Consider the following 17,434-nt stretch of genomic DNA (forward strand, 5'->3'; position numbering starts at 1 on the left):
GGCGACCCGGGATTGAAGCCCGGCTGCAAACCGGCCTGACGGCGAAGACGGGCGGCGAGAGGGGTTGGGGCGGCGGGGGAGGCATGATATGGGAAGGCGGATTTTCCACCGCCCTTCCCGCACCGTTCACGCCAAGGATTTCCGCCATGCGCCCGGTCAAGATCGCCCCGTCCATCCTCTCCGCCGATTTTGCCCGGCTGGGCGAGGAAGTGCGCGCCATCGATGCGGCGGGCGCCGACTACATCCACATCGACGTGATGGACGGCCATTTCGTCCCCAACATCACCATCGGCCCGGCGGTGGTGAAGGCGCTGCGCCCGCACACGGCCAAGCCCTTCGACGTTCATCTGATGATCACCCCGGTGGACCCCTACATCGCCGCCTTCGCGGACGCCGGCGCCGACATCATCACCGTCCATCCGGAAGCCGGCGCGCACGTCCACCGCACCATCCAGCTCATCAAGTCGCTGGGCAAGAAGGCCGGCCTGTCGCTGAACCCGGCCACCCCGCTGGAGGCCGTCGACTATCTGCTGGAAGACCTCGACCTGGTGCTGGTCATGACGGTCAACCCGGGCTTCGGCGGGCAGAGCTTCATCGCCAGCCAGCTTCCCAAGATCCACGAGCTGCGCCGCCGCATCGACGCGCTGGGCAAGCCGATCGACCTCCAGGTGGATGGCGGCATCAACGGCGAGACCGCCCGCATCGCCATCGAAGCGGGGGCCGACGTTCTGGTCGCCGGAACCGCCACCTTCACCGGCGGGCCGGACCGCTACGCCGCCAACATCCGCGGGCTGCGGAGCTGATCTCCGGCCCTAACCCTCTCCCTCCCGGCCATGCTCCAGGTGGGTTTATCCGCAAGGGGGTCCTCCTTCGGGCAGAACCAAACGCCGTTTCGGGCGTTATGGCTGCGTGGGATCGAGGACATCGATACTGGAGGGAGAGAGGTTATGGGTATTCTCTGGACGATCATCATCGGCTTCCTGGCCGGCATCGTCGCAAAGTTCCTGATGCCGGGCCGCGATCCGGGCGGCTTCATCATCACCACGCTGCTCGGCATCGCGGGTGCCTTCGTCGCCACCTATCTGGGTGAGGCCGTCGGCTGGTACCGGGCGGGCGAAGGCGCCGGCTTCATCGGCGCCATCGTCGGCGCCATCATCATCCTGGCCATCTACCGCATGATCGCCGGTCGCCGCACCACCGTCTGACCGACGGGGACACGGCAGCACACATGCAAAGGGCGGCCCGACGGGGCCGCCCTTTTCGCATGTCCAATCCGACCCGCAGTTTTACGCCAGGGCCACCGGGCTCGGCATGAAGACCGCGCGGGAGATCGCGGCCTGGATCGCCTCGTTGGTGAAGGGCTTGCGGACGATCTGGCCGAGATGGCGGGCGTCCGCCTCCTCCAGGTCACCGTCGAAGGCCGTGACAAAAATGGTCCGCATGGCCCGCTTCTGGCGCAGCCGGCGGGCGACCTCCACCCCGCTGCCGCCGTCGGCCAGCCGGACGTCCAGCAGGGCCAGCGTCGGCTTTTCGACCTCCAGCAGTTCCAGGGCCTCCTGCTCGTTGTTGGCGGTGCCGCAGACGACGTGGCCCATGTCGGTGACCAGCGAGCCGATCTCCATCGCCAGGATCGGGTTGTCCTCGACCACCAGCACCCGCTGGGTCAAGGCGTTGCGCACCTTGTCGCGGGCGACGGTCAGCCGGTCCTGGCCCTCCGGCGCGGGGATCTGGAGCACCTGGGCGGCCTCGGGAACCGTCAGCCCCTCCAGCGTGATCAGCAGATACATGCGCCGCTCGCCTTCCGGCAGGGACGCCAGCGCCCGTTCGATGGGGTGCGGCGACGGGGTCGGCCGCCCGTCCCCGTCCTCGTCGAACAGCAGATTCAGCAGGGCGTAGAGCGGCACCCGCGCCCCCGCTTCCAGCCCGAAGCGGGAGGGGGCCATCACGGCGACCTCGACGCAGCGCGTCACGAGTTCGTCACCGCGTTCGGTCGCTCCGGTCAGCGCACGCGCGTAGCGGCGCAGGTAAGGGAGGTGATCGTAGAGCTGGCGTGCGTAGACTCGCATGACCCGTTCTTCCGCGCCGGTGGGTGGGTCCGTCCGGCCTTCGGCACCGAGGGGCGCTGGCCGGTCGGCTTGATTCATAACTTGTTAACACTCTGAAACACTATCACGCCCCCCAAGGAGGGCGAACCGAAAAAAAGGCCGAGTCCCCCTTCCTCCGTTGGCAGAGGCCAGATGGCCGAACCGGACCGCAGGACCTACCGCGCCTGCTCCCGCTGCTGGCGCGACCGCCACTGCCAGGGCTTCTCCACCCGACCCGCCCACAAGCCCAGCCGGCGGCTCTGCGCGAAGGCCTCGCTGGACGCGTAGGCCGGCGACAGGCTGCGGTAGGCGAAGGCCCAGCCACGCGCCACCATGGCCGCCCCCAGATCGACGCCGAGCACCCGGCATTCGCCCAATTGCTGGCCGTTGCGGTCGCGTTCGGCGATGGTGCAGGTCACCTCCTGGTCCTTGATCAGGCTGGCCAGCACCGCGGTGGCGATGCGGAAGCAGTCCAGCTCCTGCCCGTAACGGTTCCGGCATTTCTGCCCGACATCGGGGGCGTCGATGCCCATGAGGCGAACCGGCGTCCCCTTGATGGACAGCGTATCGCCTTCCATGGCAACGCCCTGTCCTTTTAACGTTTCATTGGGGGTGTTGGCGACCTTGCCTTTGGTCGTCCCTCCCTGGGCATACACCGTTCCGGTTGAGCACAGGACGAGGAGCGCCACCAAAGGAGCGAGCCGCTCAGAACAAGGTCGGCGCGTCATTGGGCGGTGCATCGTCCAAAGGAGCCGCGCACGCCTCGTCGTCGTTGCGCACGTTGTTGACGCGCGGCCCCACCGGATGGGCCTCCAGCAACGCGTCGGGCGCCGGCTTCAGAAGCCCCTCCAGCACCGGCAGCGGGGCGGCGGGGTCCAACCACAGGTCCCAGTCCGTCTCGTCCAGGATCACCGGCATGCGCTCGTGCAGCGGCTTCAGCACCGCGTTCGCCGTGGTGGTGACGATGGTCAGCGTCTCCAGGGGCTCCGCGAGGGCCGGGCCGCCCTTCGGGCCGTTCCAGCGCTCCCACAGGCCGGCGAAGGCGAAGGGCGCGCGGTCGCGGCGGCGGATGGCGTAGCCCTGCTTGCGCTTGCCCTCGGCCTTCCACTCATAGAATCCGTCCACGGGAACCAGGCAGCGCCGCTTGCGGAACGCCTCGCGGAAGGACGGCTTCTCGGCCAGCGTCTCCCCGCGCGCGTTGATCAGCCGCGCCCCGATGGACGGGTCGTCCGCCCAAAAGGGCACGAGGCCCCAGCGCAGGGTCACCAGATGGCGCCCATCCTCCTCCCGCCGCACGGCGGGCACCGGCTGGGTGGGGGCCACGTTCCAGCGGGGCTGGAGGTTCGGCAGCTCGGGAAAGCCGAACAGCCGCTGAACCTCCGCGGCCGGCGTGGCGAGTATCATGCGTCCGCACATGGCCTAAGAATAGGTGGCCCGGCGCTCCCACGCCACCGCCGGCTTATGCCCAACCGAGGGTTTTCGCCGGCCAAGGCTCCGCCTATCTTCTCCGGGTGTCTCCCCACGCCACAGGCCCGCGTAACAGGAAAGACCCCGCCCCATGATGAAGTTCGGCATCGGCCAGCCGGTCCCCCGCACCGAAGACGCGCGCCTTCTGACCGGCGGCGGGCGCTACACCGACGACGTGTCGCTTCCCGGCCAGACCTTCGCGGTCTTCGTGCGCTCCCCCCACGCCCACGCCGACATCCGCGGGATCGACGCGGCGGAGGCGGCGGCGCAGCCGGGGGTGCTCGGCGTCTTCACCGTCGCCGACCTGGAGGCGGAGGGCGTCCAGCCGATCCCCTGCGCCGCGGCGCTGACCCAGCGCGACGGCTCCCCCTACGTCGCCCCGCCCCGCCCGGCGCTGGCCAAGGGACGCGTGCGCCACGTCGGCGATCCGGTCGCCGTTGTCGTGGCCGAAACGCTGGACGCCGCCCGCGACGCGGCGGAGCTGGTGATGGTCGATTACGACGACCGGCCCGCCATCGCCGGCACGGCGGAGGCGCTGGAAGCGGGCTGCCCGCAGGTTTGGGACGAGGCGCCGGGCAACTTGTGCTTCGACTGGGAGCAGGGCGAGGAGAAGGCGGTGGAGTCGGCGATTGCCAAGGCCGCCCGCGTGGTGGAACTGGAGATCGTCAACAACCGCGTCGTCGCCAACCCGATGGAGGGCCGCGCCTGCCTCGCCGCGGTGGAGGCGGAGACCGGCCGACTGGTCATTTACGTCACCAGCCAGGGGGTGCACGGGCTGCGCAAGCAGTTCGCCCAGCTGTTCGGCCTGCCGGAATCGACATTCCGCGTCGTCACAACCGACGTCGGCGGCGGCTTCGGCATGAAGCTGTTCAACTACCCGGAATACATGGTCTGCCTGTTCGCGGCGCGCCGCCTGAACCGGCCGGTGAAATGGGCGGCGGAGCGGACCGAGGGCTTCCTCAGCGACGATCACGGACGCGACCATGTCAGCCGCGCCCGGCTGGCGCTGGACGGCGACGGGCGCTTCCTCGGGCTGCGGGTGGACACGGTCGCCAACCTGGGGGCCTACCTGTCGAACTACGGCCCCTTCATCCCGACCGACGCCGGGTCGGCGATGCTCGTCGGCTCCTACACCACGCCGGCGGTCTATGTGCGGGTGAAGGGCGTCTTCACCAACACCCAGCCGGTGGACGCCTACCGCGGCGCCGGCCGGCCGGAGGCGGCCTATCTGCTGGAGCGGCTGATCGACCATGCCGGGCGCGTCACCGGCCTCGGCCCGGCGGAGATCCGGCGGCGCAACTTCATCCCGCCCACCGCCATGCCCTACGCCACCCCGATGGGCCAGACCTACGACACCGGCGCGTTCGAGCAGAATTTGCGCGACGGGCTGGAGTTGGCCGACTATGCCGGCCTGCCCGCCCGCAAGGCAGCGGCGAAGGCGCACGGGAAGCTGCGCGGGGCGGGGATCGCCACCTACATCGAGGCCTGCGCGGGCGGCGGCGCGGAGCAGGCGACGGTCCAGGTCAACGGCGACGGGCGCATCGTCCTGATGATCGGCACCCAGACCAACGGCCAGGGCCACGAGACCGCCTACAAGCAGATCATCGCCGACCGGCTGGGCGTCCCGCCGGAGGATGTCGAGGTGATCCAGGGCGACACCGACCGCGTGTCCTGGGGGGCCGGCACCGGCGGCTCCCGCTCCGTCCCGGTGGGCGGGGCGGCGCTGGCCGAGGGCGCGGCGCGGGTGGTGACCAAGGCGACCGAGGTCGCCGCCGATCTGTTGGAGACCGCCGCGGTGGACGTCGAGTTCGTCGAGGGGCGCTTCAGCGTCGTCGGCACCGACCGCGGCGTCTCCTTCAAGGAGGTGGCCGCCAAAGCGGCGGCGCAAGGCCCCATCGCCTTCACCGAGGTGGCCCGCTGGACGCCGCCGGCCAACACCTTCCCCAACGGCTGCCATGTGGCGGAGGTCGAGGTCGATCCCGACACCGGGGTGGTCGAGGTCGTCGGCTACACCGTCGTGGACGATTTCGGCACGGTGGTGAACCCGCTGCTGGTCATGGGGCAGGTCCATGGCGGCGTCGCCCAGGGCATCGGGCAGGCGCTCCAGGAGCGGGTGGTGTTCGACCCGGACAGCGGCCAGCTGCTCAGTGGCTCCTTCATGGACTACCAGATGCCGCGCGCGGTGGACGTGCCGGACATCCGCATCAAGCTGAACTGCGTGCCCAGCACCACCAACGCGCTGGGCATGAAGGGCGCCGGCGAGGCCGGGGCCATCGGCGCGCCGCCCGCGGTCATCAACGCCCTGGTGGACGCGCTGTCGGACTACGGCATCGACCACATCGACATGCCAGCGACCCCGCTTTCCGTTTGGACGGCGATCCAGAGACATAATAAAGCCGCCGCCGAATAGCGAAGAACGGAGTAATAACGTCATAGACCCTTTTTCCAGGTCCGATGTCACACCTTGCGTTGGATAAATTTGAGACAATATACGCACTATAATGAATTAACATAGAATCACCCCACGAGAGAAACGGGCATGACGGCGGAGCGGAACATGGGCGGCGGGTGCGGCGGGTTGTGCGCCGAGGGGTTGGGGTTCGATTTCACGATGGCCTTCCAGCCGATCGTCGATGTCGGCGGCGGGCGGCCCTGGGCGCACGAGGCGCTGGTGCGCGGCCTTGACGGCCAGGGGGCCGGTTGGGTGCTGGGCCAAGTGACCGAGGCCAACCGCTACGCCTTCGACCAGGCCTGTCGGGTCAAGGCCATCGAACTGGCCGCCAGCCTGGGGATGGGCCAGCAGCCCGACACCCGGCTGTCGATCAACTTCCTGCCCAACGCCGTCTACCAGCCCGAAGCCTGCATCCGCGCCACGCTGGCCGCCGCCAAGCGCACCGGCTTCCCGCCGGAGCGCATCATCTTCGAGGTGACGGAGAACGAGCGGGTCGTCGACGGCGCCCATCTGAAGTCGATCTTCACCGAATACAAGCGCCAGGGCTTCCACACCGCCATCGACGATTTCGGCTCGGGCTATTCCGGCCTGAACCTGCTCGCCGAGTTCCAGCCGGACATCATCAAGCTGGACATGGAGCTGACCCGCGCCATCGACACCGACCGCACCCGCCGCAGCATCGTCGGCGCGATCCTCACCGTGTGCCGCGATCTCGGCATCACCCCAGTGGCCGAGGGCATCGAAACGCCCGGTGAGGCGAAGGCGCTGCGCGATCTGGGGATCACGCTGATGCAGGGCTATCTGTTCGCCCGTCCGGCGGTGGAACAGCTGGTGTCGCCCGCCATGGATTTCGAACCGGCGGTGGCCTGAGAACGGTGGCCTATCACAGCATCCGCGGGCGGCGCACCGCCCGCGGCCGGGGGGAGGCGTAACGCCCCCGTTGCTCGGTCGCGAGGGTCAGCGCCTCGTGCGCGATCAGGCGGCGATAGTCGCGGTCCACCCGCGAAAACATGGCAAAGGCGAACTTCACCGCGTCGGGGGTCGGGCTTGTGGCCGCCTCGCGGAGCGCGTTGCGCAGCATGCGCAACTCCAGCACGCCTTTGACGCAGATGCGCTCGACCGCCTGAGCCAGGATGTCGATCGAACACAGGGACGCCTCGTCGTCGAGTCGGTACTGCACCCGTCCCCCACAAGGAAGAACCGTCACGGACCGGCGCGGTTCTAGCTTGGGCTGGGCGGGAACGCCAGCGTTTCGGTGGGTTGGTGGTGTAGGGGGGCTCCACGCGCCCCCTTCCCGTCACCGTCCCGGCGGACGGATGCGCCAGATCGCCGCGGGGTTCTGCTGCGGGTCGAGCCAGACATGCTGGAACTTGCCGATCCAGGTGAAGCGCTGGCCGGTGAACAAATCCTCCACCTGGACGTGGGCGCCGTCGTCGAGCCCAAGTTCCCACAGCGGAACCTCGATGGTGCCGCCATGGCCGTTGTGCGGGTCGAGGTTCACCGCGATCAGGATGACGTTGTCCTTGCTCTCGGTCATCTTGCCGTAGAGCAGGATGTTGTCGTCATAGGCGTTGTAGAACTTCAGGTTCGTGAACTTATGGAGCGCCGGGTTCTCCGCGCGGATCTTGTTCAAGCGCGTGACGTAGTCGACGATGTTGCCGGGCTTGTTCCAGTCCCAGTGCCGGATCTCGTATTTTTCGGAGTGGTTGTACTCCTCCTTGCCCGGATAGGGGTCGGCCTCGCAGACGAAATACGGGGCGTAGAGACCGTAGACGCCCGACAAGGTGCCGGCCAGCACGGCGCGCATCATGTGGGCGGGCCGCCCGCCATGCACCAGGATCGGCGGCAGGATGTCCGGCGTGTTGGCGAAGAAGTTGGGCTGCATATAGTCCTTGGACTCGCCCTGGGTCAGCTCCGTCAGATACTCGGTCAGTTCCGCCTTGGTGTTGCGCCACGTGAAGTAGCTGTAGGACTGGGTGAAGCCGATCTTCGCCAGCCGCCGCATCAGCTTGGGCCGGGTGAAGGCCTCGGCCAGGAACAGCGCGTCGGGGTAGCGGTCCTGCACCTCGCGGATCATCCATTCCCAGAAGGGGAAGGGCTTGGTGTGCGGGTTGTCGACGCGGAAGATGCGCACCCCCTCGTCGCACCAGAACAGCACCACGTCGCGCAGCGCGTACCACAGGTCCGGATAGGCCTCGCGGTAAAAGCTGACGTTGACGATGTCCTGGTACTTCTTCGGCGGGTTCTCGGCGTAACGGATCGTGCCGTCGGGGCGCCAGTAGAACCATTGCGGGTGCGACTTGATCCAGGGATGGTCGGGGGAGCACTGGACCGCGAAGTCCAGCGCGATCTCGATGCCGTGCCGCCGCGCCTCCTTGACCAGCCGGCGGAAGCCGTCGAAGTCGCCGATCATCGGGTCGATGTCGGCGTGCCCGCCCTCCGTGGCGCCGATGGCGTAGGGCACGCCTGGATCGTTCGGGCCGGGGTTCAACGTGTTGTTGCGCCCCTTGCGGAAGCTGCGACCGATCGGGTGGATCGGCGGGAAGTACAGCACGTCGAAGCCCATGCCCCGGATGAAGGGCAGCATGGTCGACACGTCGTCGAAGGTGCCGGGCCGCGACGGGTCCGGGGAGGCCGAGCGCGGGAAGATCTCGAACCACGCCGAATAGCGGGCCGCGGTGCGGTCCACATAGACCTCAAGGTCGCAGCCGTAGCGGGACAGATACTGCCGCTCGCCATATTTCGCCATGGCGTGGCGCGGTTCGTCGGACAGGGCGTAGGCGATCAGTTCCGGCCCATGAAGCGTGTTCATCCGCTCCACCACCCGCTCCAGCACGGCGCGGCCCTCGCCTTCATTCTGCCCGACCGCGTGCTCGACGAAGCGGCGGCCCTCGATCAGTTCCAGGCTGACGTCCATCCCGACGTCGTGCTTCTTCTTGAAATCGGCGCGCCAGCTCTCCCAGACGTCGCGCCACGCCAGGATGCTGTACCGGTAGCGCGTGTTGCGGGTCAGCGGCAGCTTGCCCACCCAGCGGTCGTTGTCGACGAAGGTCATGGGCACCTCGCGCCATTCCTCCTCGTCCACCGGGCGGTAGGTGACGGCGGCGCCGAGGACGAAGGTACCGTCGGTGTAGATGTCGGCCCACACCTCCATCACGTCGCCAACCACCCGCTTGACCGGGAAGCGCCCGCCGTCCAGCTCCGGATAGACGTTCTCGATGGTGACGCGGCGGGAGGCCAGCTCGTCCATCCAGGCGCGGGTGCCGGCGTCGTGCTCCGCCCCGCGCTCGCCCAGATGGTTCAGTTCGATGGGGCGACTCTGCGCCGGGCGGGCGCGGAAGACGCGCATCTCCAGCGGCCGCAGCCGCAGGTCGCGGCCCGGCTCGAAGGGCAGCGGCTCGGCCTCCGGGGTCACGTCCTCGAAGTCGGCGAAGCCGCCGCCGGTGCTGGCCAGCAGCGGGCCGGGGTCGATGGCGTGCGGCTGGTTCTCATCCGGGTTGATGAGCAGGACGTTGCAACCCTCTCCGCTCCCGTTGGCCCATCCGCCGGTGTCGCGGATCAGCCCGATCACCGGATTGTGGGGAGAGGTCACCCGCCGCTGCCGCCCTTCGACGTTCAGCGCCGGGCTGTCCGCCTTCATGGCGTTGACCGCCCCGATGAAGCCGGTGAGGTCGAGCTTCGGGTCCTCCCAATCGTCCGGCGTGGTGTTCACCACGTCCAGCTTGCGGGTGAAGCCGTATTCGTACCCCACCGGCATCATCACGCCGGTCGAGAAGGAAGCGGCGAACAGATAATGCATCTTCAGCTGGGCGGCCAGCCGCTCGGTGTCCTGGCTGCCGACCTCGGCCGCCAGACGGTCGGTGTCGTGGCTTTCCGGGAAGGCGATGGAGGGGGCGATCCAGCGGAACTCGTCATACTGGTCGAGCAGCCAGTCGGACTTGAAGTCCCACCATTTGGCGCTGTTGAACAGGAAGTCGAAACCCGCCCCGCACAGATCGCGCACCTGCTCCACCGTGCAGCCCAGCGTCTCGGCGAAGAACTTGACCTCCGGATCGGCTTCGCGGGAACGCTCGATCAGCGTCTTCCACACCTCCGCCGGGATCTGGTAGGCGGCGTCGCAGCGGAAGCCCTTCACCCCGAGGCCGATGCAATGGCGCAGGTAGCGCGTCCAATAGTCGGTCAGCCCGGCCCGGACATCCGCCCGCTCATAGTCGAGCATGGCGAGGTCGCCCCAGATGGTCACCCGCGACGGGTCCACCGGGTCGACGGCCCGCGGGCTGTAGAGGTCGCCGCTGGAATCGCGCCGGTACCAGTCCGGATGCTCGCCCACCAGGATGGCGTCCTTGGCGGTGTGGTTGATGACGAGGTCGAGCATCACCGACTGGCCGTGCCGCCCCGCCTCGGCGATGAAGCCGCGCAGCAGCTCGTCCGGATGCTCCGGCGCGCCGCCCTGGATGCGGTCATGCAGCCGGTAATAGTCCTTCACGGCGTAGAGGCTGCCCGAGAATCCGGGATAATGGATCGGGTTCAGGAACAGCCAGTCGAAGCCCATGCCCTGGATGCGGGGCAGATGCCCGGCCCAGTCGCGCATCGGGCCGACGAGCGTGGGAAACAGGTTGTAGATTCGCGGTCCGGCGGTGGCCATCGGGGAAATCCTCCTGGTCGGCAGCGGCACGCCAGCCGGTCGCCGCTGGTTGACAAGCGTGGCGCCTCCCATGGATCGTCCAGAAGACCGTCACCGGCCGAAGGACCATCACCGGAAGGACCATCGCGAGGTTGCAACGCGCGCCCTGCGGGGCGCACGCGCTCAACCCCTGCGAAGCGCGAAGGTTCCGAAACCTGAGACTTGGGCCAGACATTTCGAAAGGTGCGTGCATGGGCAACGGAAACGGCAAGATCCGGCTCGACAAGCTCGATATGACGGCGGAGGGCATCGGCAGCAAGGACGACTACGAACGCCGCCTCGCCAAACTCCAGAAGGACCTGCTGCACATCCAGCAGACCTATTGGCACGAGAAGCGCCGGGCCATCCTGGTGTTCGAGGGCTGGGACGCCGCCGGCAAGGGCGGCTGCATCCGCCGCCTGACCGAACCGCTCGACCCCCGCGGCTTCCATGTCTGGCCGATCGGCGCCCCGGCGGCGGACGAGCAGGGCAAGCACTACCTCTACCGCTTCTGGACCAAGCTGCCCGCCCCCGGCACCTTCGCCATCTTCGACCGCTCCTGGTACGGCCGCGTGCTGGTGGAGCGGGTGGAGGGCTTTGCCGACAAGGAGCAGTGGAAGCGCGCCTACGACGAGATCAACCAGTTCGAAAAGATGCTGACCGACGACGGGGTCCGCATCATCAAGATCTTCATGCACATCACGCCCGACGAGCAGCTCAACCGCTTCCGCGAGCGGCTGAGCAACCCCTACAAGCGCTGGAAGCTGACCGAGGAGGATCTGCGCAACCGCGCCCGCTGGGACGACTACAGCAAGGCCATCGAGGCGATGTTCGAGAAGACCTCGACCGGGACAGCGCCTTGGCAGGCGGTTCCCGCCAACTCCAAATGGCACGCCCGCCTGAAGGTGATGGAGATCGTGACGGAGGCGCTGAGCCGCGGCGTCAACGTCGCCCCGCCGCCCATCGACCTGACCGTCGCCCGGATCGCCGCGGAGGTGCTGGGCGTGCATCTGACCTTCGACGCCAAGGAGAAAGACTGACCGCCGCCGCCCTTGGCCTCGGTCACTTCGTCGCGGTGGGCGTGCGGGCGGTTGCCTGACGCGCCGGCATCTCCTAGCGTTGGTTCGCGGGTAAAACAATAAGCAGGGTGCGTTCGATGGACGAGGTCAAGACGGGTGCCGAGGCCGGGGCGGAGGACAAGCCGCGGAAGAAGCGCAAAGCGCTGAAGCTGAAGGACCTCGGGCTCGGTGTGCCGGCCACCGGCGGCGAGGTGCTGCGCGATGCCAAGGAAGTCGCGGCCATCGAATCCCACTGGCGCGAGCTGAGCGGCGGCAAGGCGGCGAAGGGCGGCAAGAAGGTCAAATACATCGACGAGCTGGCCCGGCTGCAGTTCGAGCTGATCAAGCTGCAGGAATGGGTGCGGGTCAACGGCCTGAAGGTCTGCGTGCTGTTCGAGGGGCGCGACGCCGCCGGCAAGGGCGGCGTCATCAAGCGCATCACCGAAAGCCTCAACCCCCGCGTCTGCCGGATCGTGGCGCTCGGAACGCCGACCGAGAAGGAGCGCGGGCAATGGTACTTCCAGCGCTACGTGGCGCAGCTTCCCGCCAAGGGTGAGATCGTCCTGTTCGACCGGAGCTGGTACAACCGCGCCGGCGTCGAGCATGTCATGGGCTTCTGCACCGACGCGGAGTACCAGGAGTTCCTGCGCGCCTGCCCGCTGTTCGAGGAGATGCTGGTCCAGTCCGGCATCATCCTGATCAAATACTGGTTCTCGGTCAGCGACGAGGAGCAGGAGAAGCGCTTCACCGAGCGGATGCGCAACCCGATCAAGCGCTGGAAGCTCAGCCCGATGGACCTCGAATCGCGCAAGCATTGGGTCGAGTACTCCAAGGCCAAGGACGCCATGCTGGAGCACACCGACAAGAAGCTGACGCCCTGGTACATCGTCGACGCCGACGACAAGAAGAAGGCCCGGCTGAACTGCATCAACCACCTGCTTCAGCGGATCCCCTACCAGGACATCGCCCCGGTCGAGCTGGACCTGCCGCCGCGGCAGGGCGACGACGGCTACAAGCGGCCGAAGAAGTCGAAGCAGAACTGGGTGCCGGAGGTTTACTGACCGCCGCCGCCGAACGGGCGGTCAGTCCCGCCCGTAGAGGCTGCGTTCGCCCAGCTCCTCGCCCCGTTGCCGCTCCAGCTCCTGGCTGTAGCGGCGCAGGGCGTAGGCCTCGGTGACGTAGCCGACGATCCGTCGGTCGGTGGGCGACGTCACGACCGGCAAGGACTCCACCTCGGCGCTGCAGAAGCGCTGGAGCACGCTGCGCACGTCCTCGCCGGGCCGCAGGAAGTCGTCGGCGTGCCGGGCCAGCTCGCCGACCGGAGTCTTCGCGTCTTCGTCGCCGAGCGACGGGTCGTGCACCGCGCCCATGTCGATGATGCCGGCGTAGGAGCCGTCCGGCTCCACCGCGAAGACGGTTTTGGCGGCGCCCAGCGGGTGCAGGCGGCGCAGCGTGTCCAGGGTCTGGGTGGTCAGGATCGTCTTCACGTCGCCGCGCATCAGCCGCATCGCCGTCAGCTCCGACACCCAGCCGACGTCGTAGGCGCCGCGGATCGGCACGCCGCGCAGGTGGAAGCGCCACGTCGCGAAGGAATAGCCGAAGGCCTGCCGGACCACGGTGGTCGACACCACCACGCCGATCAGCACGCCGGACGCCGCCCAGAAATCCTGCGTCGCCTCCAGCACCAGAAGCACCATGGTGACCGGCGCGCCGATGATGCCCGCCGCCACCGCACCCATGCCGGCCAGCACCAGCAGCATCCGGTCGAGCCCCAGCCCCGGCACCAGCAGTTCGATCACCCCATAGGCCAGCCCGCCGAACAACCCGCCGAGAAGCAGCGAGGCGCTGAACAGCCCGCCGCGGAATCCCGAGCCGAGCGACAGGGCCGACGCGACGATCTTGGCGACCAGCAGCACCGCCATGGCCTCCAGCCCGCGGGCCAGTTGCGACGGGTCGGCGCCGGGGCCGGCCCCCAGCACCTGCGGAACCGCCAGCGCCAGCGCGCCCAAAGCGAGCCCGCCCAGCGCCGGGCGTGCCCAGACGGGGATGGGCAGCGCGCGGAAGCCGCGCTCGGCCACCGTCACCGCCTGCATGGCGAGGATGCTGAGCCAACCCGCCAGGAAGCCGAGGACCCCACAGGCCACATAGTCCCAGCCCGCCACCGCCACCGGGCGGCCGAAGAACAGGACCGGGGACGGGTCGGTCAGCCAATGGGCCACCGCCACCGCGGCGACCGAGGCCGCCCCGATCGGGGCCAGCGTGGCGATGGTGTAGCCGCCCATGACCAGTTCGAAGGCGTAGAAGGCGCCGGCCAGCGGCGCGCCGTAAGCGGCGGAAATGGCCGCCGCCGCCCCGCAGCCGACCAGCGTGCGCAGGTCCGCCCGCCGCAGATGGAGCTTTTGGCCGAGCGTCGAGGCGATGCCCGCCCCCGCCTGGGTGTAGGCCGCCTCCATTCCCACCGACGCGCCGGAGCCGTTGGACAGCAGGGTCGCCAGGGTCAGGCGCAGGCTGTCGATCAGCGACATCTTGCCGCCGTAGAGCGCGTTCGCCTCGACGGGATCGACGATGTCGTTGGAGCGCCAGCGCCGCACCAGCTTCACCATCACGCCGAGCAGCAGGCCGCCGACGGCCGGGACCAGCAGGGTCCGCCAGGGGTCGGCCAGCGCGGCCTCGCCCAGATCCTGCCCATGGGCCACCGAGAAGACGACGGACTGCGTCCAGACCACCGCCTCGTGCAGCAGGGCCACGGCCAGCCCGACCCCGGCGCCAATGGCCCCGGCGAGCATCAGCACGCCCAGCACGCTGTCGCGCAGGCTCCGCCGTGTCAGCACCCTCAGGAACCGCCGGCCGGGGTTTCGCGCTTTGGTCAGGGCGCCGGCCGCTTCCCCCGCGGCGCCCCGGATTCCCGTCATGTCATCCGGCATGCCGGACAATGTGTGCCCTGCCTCCGCGCCGTCAACCGCGCGGCGCGGCCCTAACCCTTTAGGGCTTGCCCTTCTGGGCCGCAGCCGGAGAGGCGCCGGACGGCGGAGCCGAAGGCTGGGCAGACGGCGGGTTGACGGCGAGGCGGCGCAGCACCTCTGCCAGATTGTCGCGCACCTTGTCGGCCAACCCGATGTCGGCCTCCTGCGCCTCATGGAACAGGATCGTGAACAGGCGGCCCGGCGACAGGAAGAAGGTCAGCGAGACGTGCATCTTGCCCTCCTTCAGCGCGCAATCGACCGAACCGGTGCGCAGCATCAGGCCCGGCAGGTCCTCGACGGCGCTCAGCGACGCGGTCGGCGTGCCGCCCTCGCAGCGCTTCTTCATCGCGTCGACGTAGCCGGCGGACAGATCCTCCAGCTTGGACCCTTCTTCCACCATCCGCTCGCGGATGCCGCCGACGATCGGGCCGATGCGCCAGGCCATGTCGGCGGGGCGCTCGCCCTTCGGCACATTCTCCAGCGACACGCGCTTGACGTCGCGCACGCCGGCCGCCTTCAGCAGGTCGGCCAGCCCTTCCGGCAGCTCGTCGGGACGGGTCGCGACCTTCTTGGTGCGGGTGTCGATGGGCGGAACGGCGCCGGCCTTGTCCACGCAGGTCTTCAGGTCGGTGAGCACCTTCTTGGTGCCCTTCAGCGCGAAGGCCATGCGGTCGGCGTCGGAGGCGAAGACCACCTCCTTGCCGTTCATCAGGGCGGTGTAGAGTTCCTCGTCCTTGCCGTTGGGGATGACCAGCATATCCGGCTTGGGCGCCAGCGCGCGCCGTTCGCGCGTCAGCTTGCCGTCCACCACGACCTTGACCTTCCACTGCTCGCCGCCCGGCAGCTCGGCGCCCGGGATGCCCATGCCGAGATTGACCTCGCCCTTGACGTTGCGCGCGATCATCAGGACATGGCCGGTGTCGAAGCGGCCCTCGATGGCGCAGTAGGCGAACTTGCCGTCCCGGTCGCGCGACGGGCCGCCCTCCCAACCATCCTCAAGCTCGGCCGGCCCGGTTTTCTCGGCCGGATCGGCGGCGGTCGGCGCCGGCGCAACGGTGCGGGGTGACGGCGCCGGCCCGGAGGACGGTGCCGGGTAATACATGGTCGGCGGGTTGACGGGGACCAGTTCCGCCACCTGCGCCCCATCGGCGTGGGCAGCGGCGGCGCCCAGCAGAAGAAGGGAGGAGAGTGCAGCAGCGACGGCTTTGTCCAGCATGGCAGAGGTAATCCTTACGGGCAGGGCGACGCCGGAAGCTAGCCCCGCCATCTGGGATCGGCAAGCGCAAGACGAGAAAGTCACGACAAAGATCCCGGCCTGTTGCCGCAATGCCGAATTGCGTCCGGCGCTACCCTCGGCAACGAAATCAGCCTCCCAGAAAAGCGTCCCGAAGCGCCTCGGCGGGCAGGGTTTCCACCGGACCGTCATGGACCGCCCGGCCGAGCCGCAGCAGGACGACGCGCCCAGCGGCGGACAGGGCGCGGGCGGCGCTTTGCTCGGCGACCAACACCGCCGTTCCGGCGGCGGCGATGGCGCGGACGGCGGCGAAGACCTCCCCGGCCAGCTTGGGCGACAGGCCGAGCGACGGCTCATCGAGCAGCAGGACCCGCGGGCGGCCCATCAGCGCGCGGCCCACCGCCAGCATCTGCTGCTGCCCGCCGGACAGGCGCCACGCCCGTTCCTCCGCCTTGCCCTCCAGCGCCGGGAACAGGGCAAAGACGCGCTCCAGGTCGCGGGCGCGTTCGGCCCGGCCCAGGTGGCTCGCCACCTCCAGATTGTCGCGCACACTCATGCCGGGGAAGACGCGCCGCCCCTCCGGCACATAGCCCAGGCCGCGGCGCACCCGCCGTTCCGGGGCGAAGGCGCCGATCTCCTCCCCGGCCAGCCGGACCCGCCCGGCTGTCGCCGGGACGAGGCCGAGGATGGCCTTCAGCAGCGTGGACTTGCCCGCCCCGTTGGCGCCCAGCAGCGCCACCGCCTCCCCCGCCGCCACGGAGAGCGACAGCCGGTCCACCGCCATCGCCCCGCCATAGCCGGCGCTCAGCCCCTCGACCTGCAACAGGGATTCGCTCATCACGCCCCCTCGCCCAGATAGGCGGCAACCACGGCGGGATCGCTGCGAACCCCCTCCGGCGGGCCGGCATAGAGCGGGCGCCCCTGGTCCAGGCACAGCACATGACCGGCGAGCGGCAGCAGGAAGCCCATGTCGTGCTCCACCACCAGAAGCGCGGTGCCGGTGGCGGCGATGGCGCGCAGGTGATCGGCCAACTCCGCCTTCTCCCCGTCGGTCAGCCCCGCCGCCGGCTCGTCGAGCAGCAGCACGGCGGGTTGGCGGGCGAGCGCGCGGGCCAGTTCCACCCGGCGGCGCAGCGCCGCGGGCAGGCCGGCGCAGGGCTTGGGGGCGAGGTCCGCCGCACCCAGCCGCTCCAGCGCCCACAGGGCGTGCGCCTCGGCCTGGGCGATCGAGCCGTCGCGCTCCAGCCGCGCCGCGGCCACCGCTGCCAGGACGCTGGCGCCCTCCGGCAGGCTGACCGCCTGGAAGGTGCGGGCGATCCCGGCGCGGGCGATGCGGTCGGGCCGCTGTCCCGCCAGATCCACGCCGCCCATCAGCACCCGCCCGCCGCCCGGCGTCTTCTCGCCGGAGGAGGCGATGGGCATCGGCACCGCCGGCTACACCGCCGCGCTGTGCGTGGATGCGCTGGAGCGGTGGGGCACGATCCAGCCCGGCGGCAAGGAGGTGCTGGTCACC

At 69.2% G+C, this 17,434-nt stretch carries 15 protein-coding genes; 6 read left to right on the top strand and 9 right to left on the bottom strand.

Features of this window, described 5'->3' with window-relative positions; genetic code table 11:
* Positions 1-146 precede the first annotated feature (146 nt).
* On the top strand, positions 147-803 hold the full coding sequence (rpe, locus tag DS837_RS20725) for a ribulose-phosphate 3-epimerase (RefSeq protein WP_149166481.1): 657 nt from the start codon (positions 147-149) through the stop codon (positions 801-803).
* Between the two features lie 144 nt (positions 804-947).
* Positions 948-1,205, top strand: coding sequence for a GlsB/YeaQ/YmgE family stress response membrane protein (locus DS837_RS20730; RefSeq protein WP_014240033.1), 258 nt, complete (start codon positions 948-950; stop codon positions 1,203-1,205).
* Between the two features lie 81 nt (positions 1,206-1,286).
* Here the strand turns inward: DS837_RS20730 and DS837_RS20735 are convergent, their stop codons facing one another.
* The 3 genes from DS837_RS20735 to DS837_RS20745 all read right to left on the bottom strand — a co-directional run bounded on the left by DS837_RS20735 (position 1,287) and on the right by DS837_RS20745 (position 3,488).
* The gene (locus tag DS837_RS20735; RefSeq protein WP_149166482.1) at positions 1,287-2,066 is read right to left on the bottom strand and encodes a PhyR family response regulator anti-anti-sigma factor; all 780 of its coding nucleotides are present in this window, start codon (positions 2,064-2,066) and stop codon (positions 1,287-1,289) included.
* 194 nt (positions 2,067-2,260) lie between these two features.
* Entirely contained in the window at positions 2,261-2,662 is a 402-nt protein-coding gene (locus tag DS837_RS20740; RefSeq protein ID WP_149166483.1) for a thermonuclease family protein, read from the bottom strand.
* A gap of 127 nt (positions 2,663-2,789) precedes the next feature.
* Entirely contained in the window at positions 2,790-3,488 is a 699-nt protein-coding gene (locus DS837_RS20745) for an SOS response-associated peptidase (protein WP_149166484.1), read from the bottom strand.
* 154 nt (positions 3,489-3,642) lie between these two features.
* On the opposite strand from DS837_RS20745, the gene DS837_RS20750 reads away from it, so the two are divergent.
* Positions 3,643-5,961 carry a xanthine dehydrogenase family protein molybdopterin-binding subunit gene (locus tag DS837_RS20750; protein ID WP_149166485.1) on the top strand — a complete coding sequence of 773 codons (2,319 nt, stop codon included), beginning with the start codon at positions 3,643-3,645 and terminating at the stop codon, positions 5,959-5,961.
* 129 nt (positions 5,962-6,090) lie between these two features.
* Positions 6,091-6,873 carry an EAL domain-containing protein gene (locus DS837_RS20755; protein ID WP_149166486.1) on the top strand — a complete coding sequence of 261 codons (783 nt, stop codon included), beginning with the start codon at positions 6,091-6,093 and terminating at the stop codon, positions 6,871-6,873.
* A gap of 13 nt (positions 6,874-6,886) precedes the next feature.
* On the opposite strand, the gene DS837_RS20760 is transcribed toward DS837_RS20755, so the two are convergent.
* Entirely contained in the window at positions 6,887-7,183 is a 297-nt protein-coding gene (locus DS837_RS20760) for a hypothetical protein (RefSeq protein ID WP_149166487.1), read from the bottom strand.
* A gap of 117 nt (positions 7,184-7,300) precedes the next feature.
* A complete protein-coding gene (locus DS837_RS20765; RefSeq protein WP_149166488.1) occupies positions 7,301-10,648 on the bottom strand; it encodes a maltotransferase domain-containing protein in 3,348 nt (1,115 codons plus the stop codon).
* Between the two features lie 230 nt (positions 10,649-10,878).
* Here DS837_RS20765 and DS837_RS20770 point away from each other — a divergent pair, with 230 nt between their 5' ends.
* Positions 10,879-11,706, top strand: a complete 828-nt coding sequence (locus DS837_RS20770; protein WP_149166489.1) for a polyphosphate kinase 2 family protein — start codon at positions 10,879-10,881, stop codon at positions 11,704-11,706.
* 116 nt (positions 11,707-11,822) lie between these two features.
* Positions 11,823-12,785: a polyphosphate kinase 2 gene (gene ppk2 / locus DS837_RS20775; protein WP_211102358.1), complete on the top strand. Its 963-nt coding sequence runs from the start codon at positions 11,823-11,825 to the stop codon at positions 12,783-12,785.
* A 21-nt stretch (positions 12,786-12,806) separates the two neighbouring features.
* On the opposite strand, the gene DS837_RS20780 is transcribed toward ppk2, so the two are convergent.
* The 4 genes from DS837_RS20780 to DS837_RS20795 all read right to left on the bottom strand — a co-directional run bounded on the left by DS837_RS20780 (position 12,807) and on the right by DS837_RS20795 (position 17,343).
* Complete coding sequence (locus tag DS837_RS20780; protein WP_247890047.1) at positions 12,807-14,636, bottom strand: chloride channel protein; 1,830 nt, start codon at positions 14,634-14,636, stop codon at positions 12,807-12,809.
* A 70-nt stretch (positions 14,637-14,706) separates the two neighbouring features.
* Positions 14,707-15,903 (bottom strand): hypothetical protein, encoded by a 1,197-nt coding sequence (locus DS837_RS20785; protein WP_149166491.1) that lies wholly within the window; start codon positions 15,901-15,903, stop codon positions 14,707-14,709.
* Positions 15,904-16,051: 148 nt separating this feature from the next.
* Positions 16,052-16,759 (bottom strand): ABC transporter ATP-binding protein, encoded by a 708-nt coding sequence (locus tag DS837_RS20790; RefSeq protein WP_149166492.1) that lies wholly within the window; start codon positions 16,757-16,759, stop codon positions 16,052-16,054.
* Positions 16,759-17,343 carry an ATP-binding cassette domain-containing protein gene (locus DS837_RS20795; protein WP_345772123.1) on the bottom strand — a complete coding sequence of 195 codons (585 nt, stop codon included), beginning with the start codon at positions 17,341-17,343 and terminating at the stop codon, positions 16,759-16,761. The genes DS837_RS20790 and DS837_RS20795 overlap by 1 nt, the downstream gene beginning before the upstream one ends.
* Positions 17,344-17,434 lie beyond the last annotated feature (91 nt).

It is taken from the genome of Azospirillum brasilense, assembly GCF_008365405.1.
GTDB classification, from domain to species: Bacteria; Pseudomonadota; Alphaproteobacteria; order Azospirillales; family Azospirillaceae; genus Azospirillum; species Azospirillum brasilense_D.

Excerpts from the sequence above, each read along its gene's own strand:
- DS837_RS20750 (WP_149166485.1), top strand. The coding sequence starts at position 3,643 with ATGATGAAGTTCGGCATCGGCCAGCCGGTCCCCCGCACCGAAGACGCG.
- DS837_RS20755 (WP_149166486.1), top strand. The coding sequence starts at position 6,091 with ATGACGGCGGAGCGGAACATGGGCGGCGGGTGCGGCGGGTTGTGCGCC.
- DS837_RS20735 (WP_149166482.1), bottom strand. The coding sequence starts at position 2,066 with ATGCGAGTCTACGCACGCCAGCTCTACGATCACCTCCCTTACCTGCGC.
- DS837_RS20780 (WP_247890047.1), bottom strand. The coding sequence starts at position 14,636 with ATGACGGGAATCCGGGGCGCCGCGGGGGAAGCGGCCGGCGCCCTGACC.
- DS837_RS20765 (WP_149166488.1), bottom strand. The coding sequence starts at position 10,648 with ATGGCCACCGCCGGACCGCGAATCTACAACCTGTTTCCCACGCTCGTC.
- DS837_RS20795 (WP_345772123.1), bottom strand. The coding sequence starts at position 17,343 with ATGCCCATCGCCTCCTCCGGCGAGAAGACGCCGGGCGGCGGGCGGGTG.
- DS837_RS20730 (WP_014240033.1), top strand. The coding sequence starts at position 948 with ATGGGTATTCTCTGGACGATCATCATCGGCTTCCTGGCCGGCATCGTC.
- rpe (WP_149166481.1), top strand. The coding sequence starts at position 147 with ATGCGCCCGGTCAAGATCGCCCCGTCCATCCTCTCCGCCGATTTTGCC.
- DS837_RS20790 (WP_149166492.1), bottom strand. The coding sequence starts at position 16,759 with ATGAGCGAATCCCTGTTGCAGGTCGAGGGGCTGAGCGCCGGCTATGGC.
- DS837_RS20785 (WP_149166491.1), bottom strand. The coding sequence starts at position 15,903 with ATGCTGGACAAAGCCGTCGCTGCTGCACTCTCCTCCCTTCTTCTGCTG.
- DS837_RS20770 (WP_149166489.1), top strand. The coding sequence starts at position 10,879 with ATGGGCAACGGAAACGGCAAGATCCGGCTCGACAAGCTCGATATGACG.
- ppk2 (WP_211102358.1), top strand. The coding sequence starts at position 11,823 with ATGGACGAGGTCAAGACGGGTGCCGAGGCCGGGGCGGAGGACAAGCCG.
- DS837_RS20740 (WP_149166483.1), bottom strand. The coding sequence starts at position 2,662 with ATGGAAGGCGATACGCTGTCCATCAAGGGGACGCCGGTTCGCCTCATG.
- DS837_RS20745 (WP_149166484.1), bottom strand. The coding sequence starts at position 3,488 with ATGATACTCGCCACGCCGGCCGCGGAGGTTCAGCGGCTGTTCGGCTTT.